The organism is Hymenobacter sp. AT01-02 (assembly GCF_000961955.2).
Classification (GTDB): Bacteria; Bacteroidota; Bacteroidia; order Cytophagales; family Hymenobacteraceae; genus Hymenobacter; species Hymenobacter mucosus.
Map to the genome: position 1 here is coordinate 1 of NZ_JZIR02000191.1, position 7536 is coordinate 7536.

General features: G+C 55.8%; 6 protein-coding genes. 3 read left to right on the forward strand and 3 right to left on the reverse strand.

Features of this window, described 5'->3' with window-relative positions; all coding sequences use genetic code 11:
- Nucleotides 1-119 precede the first annotated feature (119 nt).
- From VI25_RS26170 to VI25_RS26180, 3 genes are read right to left on the reverse strand one after another with little or no spacing between them, the layout of a single operon-like run.
- Complete coding sequence (locus VI25_RS26170) at nucleotides 120-1760, reverse strand: TIM-barrel domain-containing protein (RefSeq protein WP_201783383.1); 1641 nt, start codon at nucleotides 1758-1760, stop codon at nucleotides 120-122.
- Nucleotides 1703-2563 (reverse strand): PA14 domain-containing protein, encoded by an 861-nt coding sequence (locus VI25_RS26175; RefSeq protein ID WP_201783384.1) that lies wholly within the window; start codon nucleotides 2561-2563, stop codon nucleotides 1703-1705. Before VI25_RS26175 ends, VI25_RS26170 begins: the two co-directional genes overlap by 58 nt.
- Nucleotides 2467-2991 carry an alpha-glucosidase domain-containing protein gene (locus VI25_RS26180; protein WP_201783385.1) on the reverse strand — a complete coding sequence of 175 codons (525 nt, stop codon included), beginning with the start codon at nucleotides 2989-2991 and terminating at the stop codon, nucleotides 2467-2469. The genes VI25_RS26175 and VI25_RS26180 overlap by 97 nt, the downstream gene beginning before the upstream one ends.
- Before the next feature lie 344 nt (nucleotides 2992-3335).
- On the opposite strand from VI25_RS26180, the gene VI25_RS24455 reads away from it, so the two are divergent.
- The 3 genes from VI25_RS24455 to VI25_RS22250 form a co-directional block, all read left to right on the forward strand.
- A complete protein-coding gene (locus tag VI25_RS24455; protein WP_055562919.1) occupies nucleotides 3336-3665 on the forward strand; it encodes a carboxypeptidase-like regulatory domain-containing protein in 330 nt (109 codons plus the stop codon).
- Nucleotides 3666-3673: 8 nt separating this feature from the next.
- Nucleotides 3674-6493 (forward strand): SusC/RagA family TonB-linked outer membrane protein, encoded by a 2820-nt coding sequence (locus VI25_RS22245; protein WP_055562920.1) that lies wholly within the window; start codon nucleotides 3674-3676, stop codon nucleotides 6491-6493.
- The coding region (locus tag VI25_RS22250) for a RagB/SusD family nutrient uptake outer membrane protein (protein WP_152981776.1) at nucleotides 6411-7536 on the forward strand (1126 nt) is incomplete at its 3' end. The genes VI25_RS22245 and VI25_RS22250, both read left to right, overlap by 83 nt.

The window sequence follows — 7536 nt, forward strand, 5'->3', positions numbered from 1 at the left end:
GGAATACCATGTGAAAGTTTAATTTATTGGATATAAGAGCATTGCATATAGTTCAAGGTGAGAGCGGGTTTTTGCCCCGCCGTCTAACCTTTGTACCAACCTTTTAACTAAGGCCGTGGTTAGTCCATCTTCACAGCCTGGGCAGCGCCGGAATACTGCACTGTTTTGGCAGGTGAAGCATCCGGGTTCCAGGCAACGGGCCGGATCTGACTCACCCACACCACCCGAAACGTGCGCTGGGCCAACATGCCGGGGAACGTACCCTTCCGCTCACCGATGGTTAGCGTTTTGGCTTTCTCGTCGTAAGTCAGTGGAATGGTAGAGAAAGCGCCCTTTTCATAGTTGTAGTTTACATTCTCATCCTCGTAGAGCGTAAACTGCCCGTCCTTGCCGGTGTATACGTAGAGCGTCACCGGGTCAACGGGCTTCTCGGTAGTGTACTGCATAGCGGGGCCGAAGGGCAGAATCGAGCCTTCGCGCACGTAGAGCGGCATGCGCTCCAGTGGGGCCTCTACCGTGAGAGTCTGGCCGCCTACCTGGTGCTGGCCTGAGTAGAAGTCAAACCAACCCGTACCCGCGGGCAGGTAGAGCGAGCGGCTACGGGCGCGGTAATCCGTCACGGGGTTTACCAGCAAACTCGGCCCAAACATAAATTGATTGCTGATATTGCGCACGCCAGCATCCCGCCCAAAGTCCATCACCAAGCCGCGCATGAGGGTGCCGTTCTGGTGGTGGGCCTGCCCCGCCAACGAGTAGATATACGGCATCAAACGGTAGCGCAATTGATTGTAGTAGAGCATACTCTGGTAGGCCGGATGCCCCTCAGGCGCGATGTTATAAACCTCGCGAAAGGGAAATTGCCCGTGCACCCGAAACAGCGGGCAAAAGGCCCCGTACTGGTACCAGCGTGCATTCAACTCGCGCCACTCCTCTTGGTCTTGGGCCACCATCGGAGTTTTTTCGTAGCGATGCTCCACGGCAAAGCCACCAATATCGGAGGTCCAGTACGGAATGCCCGACATGGAGAAGTTCAAGCCCGCCGGAATCTGATTTTTAAAGTCTTCCCAGCGTGAGGCAATGTCGCCGCTCCAGATGGCGGCCGCGTAGCGTTGCGAGCCCGCGTAGCCCGAGCGCGTGAGCAGAAACACCCGCTGATTGGACTGGCTGCCGCGCTGGCCTTCGTAGATGCCTTTGGCGTTTTGCAGCGGGAAGCCATTAAAATACAGCGTAGACGACCCCAGGTGAGTAGGCGTCATGAGCTGCTTGCGCGTTTCTACGTTGGTGTTGGAGTAGATATCGGGCTCAGATGCGTCCATCCACCACGCGTCAATGCCTTTGGTGAATAGCTTAGTATTGAGCAGATTCCAGAAGGCCTGCCGTGCCTGCGGGTTGAAGGCGTCGTAGAAAGTGGAGGTGTAGCCCTGGGCAATCCAATCGCGGGTGCGGTTGGCGATGTTGCGCTTGTAGAGGTAGCCTTTAGCCAGAAAGTCGTTGTAGTTCGGAATGCCCTCGTAAAACTTGGGCCACACCGAAAGCATGAAGTGCAGGTTCTGGTCGTGCAGGGTTTTGATCATGCCCTCGGGGTTGGGGAAGCGCACCGGGTCAAACGCCTGGCTGCCCCACTCAGCCTGCTTCCAATACGACCAGTCGAGCACAATATTGTCAATCGGAATCTGGCGCTTGCGAAACTCAACGGCGGCCGTCAGCACCTCGTCCTGCGTTTTGTACCGATCCCGCTTTGCCAGAAACCCATGGCCCACTTGGGCATAATTGGCGCTGGCCCCGTGATGGTGCGGTAGCCGCTAATGACCTCATCGGCCGTGCTACCCTGCACAAAGTAGTAGTTCAGGTCGCGGCCGGCTTCGGAGCGGAAACCATACTGCTGCTGGCTTGCCCCTACCAATGGGCTCAGCCACCGCAGTCCCAGGTAGGACTCGCTACCATCAGGGTCCCATTCTAGCCGGAGGCTGTATTTGCGGCTCTTTTCCAGCTGAATGGGCACCACGGAAGTACCGGGGTTCCAGGCCTGGCGCCACTTGTTTACGACCTCCTTACCGTCGATATACAGCTTGGCGTAGCCGGCGTTTTTCAGCCAGAAGTGGTGCAAGCCAGTAGTGCCCGACTCGATGCTACCCTCCCAGGTAGCCAGCACGTCGCCGAGCTTCACCGTGGCCGGGAAGTTTTTCTGGTCTTCTAGGTACTCGTAATTAATCACCGACTCGGGCCGCTGTACCACTACCTCGCTGGGCTTTTTCTTATTGACGTAGGTAGCAGTGAGCCAGCCTTCTTCGCCCGTCTTAGAGTAGAGCTTCAGTGTGGAAAGTGGCTCGTAGTCACGTGTATCACCAACTTTCGTGATAGAGTAATTATCCCAGAGCACGCCATAGTTCTTGCTCGACAATAGGAAGGGTACGGCTACGTCGGTATTGTTCTGAGCCAGCTCTACTTGCTGACCTTTGTAGTTCATCACCCCGTTCTGGTGCTGCCCCAGGCCGTACAGTGCCTCGTCGGTGGGCGACTCGAACTGTTGCGTGACTTCGTAAAAAGGCTGCCCGTCGGCCATGGTGAGCCGGAAGGTTTTGCCGCCAAAACTAGGTTCGCGCAGCAGCACCTGCCTTGGGCATTGGTGAAAGTGATGGCGCCGGTAGGCAGCGCCACAGTAGCCGTGAGCGTGGGCGTACTGATGCTGGCTTGATCTTTCTTGCTCTTGTACTGCCACTTGGTAGAGGTAGGCTTGTGCTCTACGGCCATCAGGCTTTTTACCGTCGATACCGTGTCGAGAGGGCTTGCCTGCACGTGCAGGATGTGCTCTCCTACCACTTGCAACCGAATGGTGCGAGCCTGGTGCGTGCTGCCGGGCGGTAGGTGCACGAGCATACCATCAGACAGTTTCTCCACGCGGGCTTGCTGAGCCTGGACCGTAGCCGTTGAAGCAAATGTCAATAAGCCACCCATGATAATACATGTGTCGATAGGGAATCTTCTGCGCATTCGATAAAGAGGGTTACCCGATATGAAAAGATGAAAATCAACAGCGGAGAAGTGTCGCGGTAATAGTTCACGTGGTAAAGCAACACTACTGCCTACTAAGAGAATAGTAAATTATCGATTCGTAAATTTATACCATAAAATTACACATATAAGCACTGCAGTAAACTATATAACAAATTATTGAATATTAGTACTTTGTGAATTTTAAGCACAACTGATTTCACAAAATATCTCTTTTAATACAAGAGAAGGGTAAAATATCATTATATACTATGTAAAAAATCACTGCACTTTTGGTCCTCTACTTCCACCTATTCTTTGTTTATGAGGACTCTTTACAGACCATGGCGGTATTGCTTTGCAGTACGACTGCCGCATTTGCGCAGCAACGAGTTGTGCAAGGCGTTGTAACCGACTCCAAAGGGGAACCCCTGCCAGGAACCACTATCTTAGTGAAAGGCACTACTACCGGCACCACGACCGGCACCGATGGCAGCTTTCAACTGGGTATACCCTCCAATGCTAATACGTTGGTAATTAGCTCGATAGGCTCTAAAACCCAAGAAGTGTCCATCGGAACGCAAACTACCTTTCGTATCACCCTCTCAGCGGATACGCAAACACTGAGCGACGTGGTGGTAGTGGCTACGGCACAGCCCGCAAGAGCGACCTAACGGGCTCGGTGGCCAGCGTGACCGGGGCCCAACTTACACAGGTAGCTACTGCTGACCCCGTGCAGGCCCTGCAAGGCCGGGTAGCGGGCGTCGATATTACGTCTAACAGCGGCCAGCCGGGCTCCGGTACCCGCATTCGGGTGCGAGGGGTAGGCACCATCAACAACAGCGACCCGCTGTACGTGGTGGACGGCGTGCAAATCGGCGACATCAGCTTTCTGCTACCTAGTGATATTGAGTCGACCGAAATACTGAAAGATGCTTCGGCTACGGCGATTTATGGCTCGCGCGGGGCAAATGGCGTGGTGCTCATCACGACTAAGCACGGCAAGGCTGGCAAGACCCAGTTCAACGTGTTTGGCTACACGGGCTTTCAGCAGATTCGGCGCACGCTGCCCCTGACCAATGCTCAGCAGTACGCGACCCTCGTGACGGAGGCTTACACCAACGAAAACGCCGTCGTACCCGCTGACTACACGGCTCTTCTGAATAGCGCCCTACAAGGCCAAGCGTCGGGCTTCGACTACCAGAACCTGGTGCTGCAGAAAGGTTTGGTTACCAACTACAGCCTGTCGGCTTCGGGCGGCACCGAGCAAAACCGCTACCTCATTAGCGGCAACTATTTCCAGCAGGATGGCATTGTAAAGCAATCGGGCCTGAAGAAGTACGTGGTGCGCCTGAACGACGACGCCACCCTGACCAAGTTTCTAAAAGCGGGCGTGTCGGCCACGTTCACCAATTCGAACCAGACCGGGGCGGGAGATGGCACGGGTAACCCCACCTACAGCACGGTACTGCAAAATGCCATTCAGGCCAACCCCATCAGCTCGCCTTACAATGCCGATGGCAGCTACTCGTACAACAACATCACGAGCTTCACGCCCAACCTGGCGCGCTACCTGACCGAGCAGAAGTACAATAAGACGACTAACACGACGCTCTTTACCAGCGCCTACCTCGACGTGACGCTGCTCAAGAACCTGACGTTCCGCTCTACGTTCGGCATCAACTACAACAATGTGCACCCCAAGGTGTACCTGCCCCAGTACTACCTAGGCCCCAACGACCAACGCTCGCAAAGCGCCCTTATCGAGTCACGCATCGAGAACGTGAGTTGGGTGTGGTCAAACTACTTCAACTACAACAAAAGCTTCGCCGACAACAGCAGCCTCTCCTTCACCCTAGGTCAGGAAGCGCAGCGCGGCTACGGCAGCGGCATTTCGGTAACGGGCTACGATGTGCCCGCCGATGCTACGCTGCAATACATCTCAGCCGCCCGCGCTGCCAACTCCTCTGTGCGCAGCTCGCAGTACGACGGCTCGCTGCTCTCGTACTTTGGCCGCGCCAACTACAACTTCCGTGACCGCTACCTCGTGACGGGTACCCTGCGCTTCGACCAGACGTCGCGCTTTTTGGGCTCTAACCGCACGGGCGTGTTCCCGTCGGTGGGCGCCGCCTGGAACGTCTCCAACGAAAGCTTCCTAAAAGATGCCACGGCCGTGTCGCAACTGAAGCTGCGCGCCAGCTTCGGCTCGGTGGGCAACCAGAACGCGGCGCCTAACTACGGCTACGCTTCTACCGCTATCAACAACCAGAACTACGTGTTCGGCATCGACCAGGCGCGGGCGCCGGGCCTAGCTATTGCAACGCTGAACAACCCGGCTCTGAAATGGGAAACCGCTGTCACGACCGACTTCGGCATCGACGCTGCTTTCCTGGATAATAAGCTGACTTTCACGGGTGATATTTTCGAGCGGCGCACGAAGGACATGATTGCCTTGCTGCCCGTGCCCAACTACTTGGGGCAGGCTCCGGCCAGTGCCAATGTGGGCACGCTGCGCAACCGCGGCCTAGAGCTAGCCCTAAACTACCGTAATGAACTCGGCAAGCTCCAGTACAACGCAGGAGTGAATTTTACCAAGATCAACAACGTCATTACCGACTTAGGTGGTGCTAACCCCATCGCCAGTGGCAATACGCAAGTCGGTTACACCACCCGTACCTCTGTAGGCCGCGAAATTGCTTACTTCTATGGCTTGCAGGCGCTGGGAATCTTCCGCTCGCAGGACGAGGCCAGTGGCTATGTAAACGCTGCCGGCACCCCCATTCAGCCCGAGGCCAAAGCCGGCGACGTGAAATACCAGGACGTGAACGGCGACGGTAAGATTGACGCCACCGACAACACGTACCTAGGTAGCGCTACGCCGAACTTCACCTACGGCGCCTCCCTGAACCTGGCCTACACCAACTTCGATTTCAAGATTCTGCTCTACGGCGTGCAAGGTGCGGAAGCGCTAAACGCCGCCGCTATCAACCTGGATAAGTCGAGCGCCATTGCCAACATCTGGACCAACTTTTACGCCGACCGCCTGGACCGCTGGACCCCCAGCAACCCCAACAGCAACCAGCCCCGCTTGACGTCGAACGCCACCACCAACGACAATCTGAGTAGCCGCCACGTGGAGGATGCCAGTTTTCTGCGCGCCCGCAACATGGAGCTAGGGTACACGCTACCGAGAACAGTGCTGGATAAATTCAGAATCAATGGCTTCCGGGTATTCGCGTCGGTAGATAACGTGTTCACCATAACCAAGTACCGTGGTCTGGACCCCGAAATTTCGGCTTCTGGCTACTACAATAACCCGCTGGCCTACGGAGTAGACTACGGCAACTATCCCCAGCCGCGAACCTACCGCCCTAGGCTTCAACGTGCAGTTCTAACGCAATTCCCATCCGCCACTTCCGATGAAAACTTCTTCTACAGCCCGCCTCCTCGCTTTTACGGCGATATTAGGACTGGCACCAAGCTGCCAAAGCTTTCTGGATAAAGAACCCTTGGGCACAGTTACTCAAGCTAATCTCTTCAACGACGTCACCAACTCGGTGCAGGCTGTGAATGCGGTGTACGAGGTTGCGGGCTGGGACCAAGGTCCCAAGTTCGGCGTTGGCGACTTCGTGACGGTTCACTTTGAGTGGATGTTTGGCGACGTCATGAGTGACGACGCGGACAAGGGCAGCAGCCCCAGTGACTTCGCCGCTGTAAGTGAACTCGAAAACTGGTCGGTGCCGACCACGAACCTGATTATTGCCAGCCTGTGGACGCACAGCTTCACGGGCATTGCCCGGGCAAATACCGTAATTAACAACATTGACGCCGGCACCATCGACAACGCGCTGAAAGCTCGCCTGAAGGGAGAGGCGTTGTTTTTACGGGCGTATTTCTACTTCAATCTCGTGAAGGCCTTTGGGGGTATGCCGCTCTTTGAACAGGCAGTACTGCCCACCAATGCAGGCAACGTTAAGCGCACCACCATTGCCGAAACGTACGCTTTCATCGAGAAAGACCTGAAAGCTGCCGCTGCGCTGCTGCCAGAGAAAGGTGCCTACGCCTCAAGCGACCTAGGCCGGGCCACCAAAGGCGCTGCTAACGGCTACCTGGCCCGCGTGATTATGTACCAGCTCGGCACGGACAACACCAACAACCATACCTGGCAGGAAGTGTACGACCTGACGAGCACCGTCATCACGTCGAGCCAGTACAGCCTGTACCCGAACTACGCCGCTATCCACCAGGATATTGGCGAGAACAGCAGCGAGTCGCTGTTTGAGATTCAGTTCACGGCTTCCAACGATAGCTATGGCCCTATCTCGACTGGTACTGCTAACAATGTATTTCAAAATAACCGCGCCACCTTTGGCTACGGCTTTAATAACCCAACCCAGAGCCTGTACAACGAGTTTGAGCCCAACGACCCGCGCCGGGAAGTAACGTTCATCAAGGATGGCGATGTGGTGCTGGGGGTAGTCAACCGCGTAGACCCCGCCTTCAGCACGCACGGGCTACCTCAACCGGCCAAAGTGGCCATCCCGC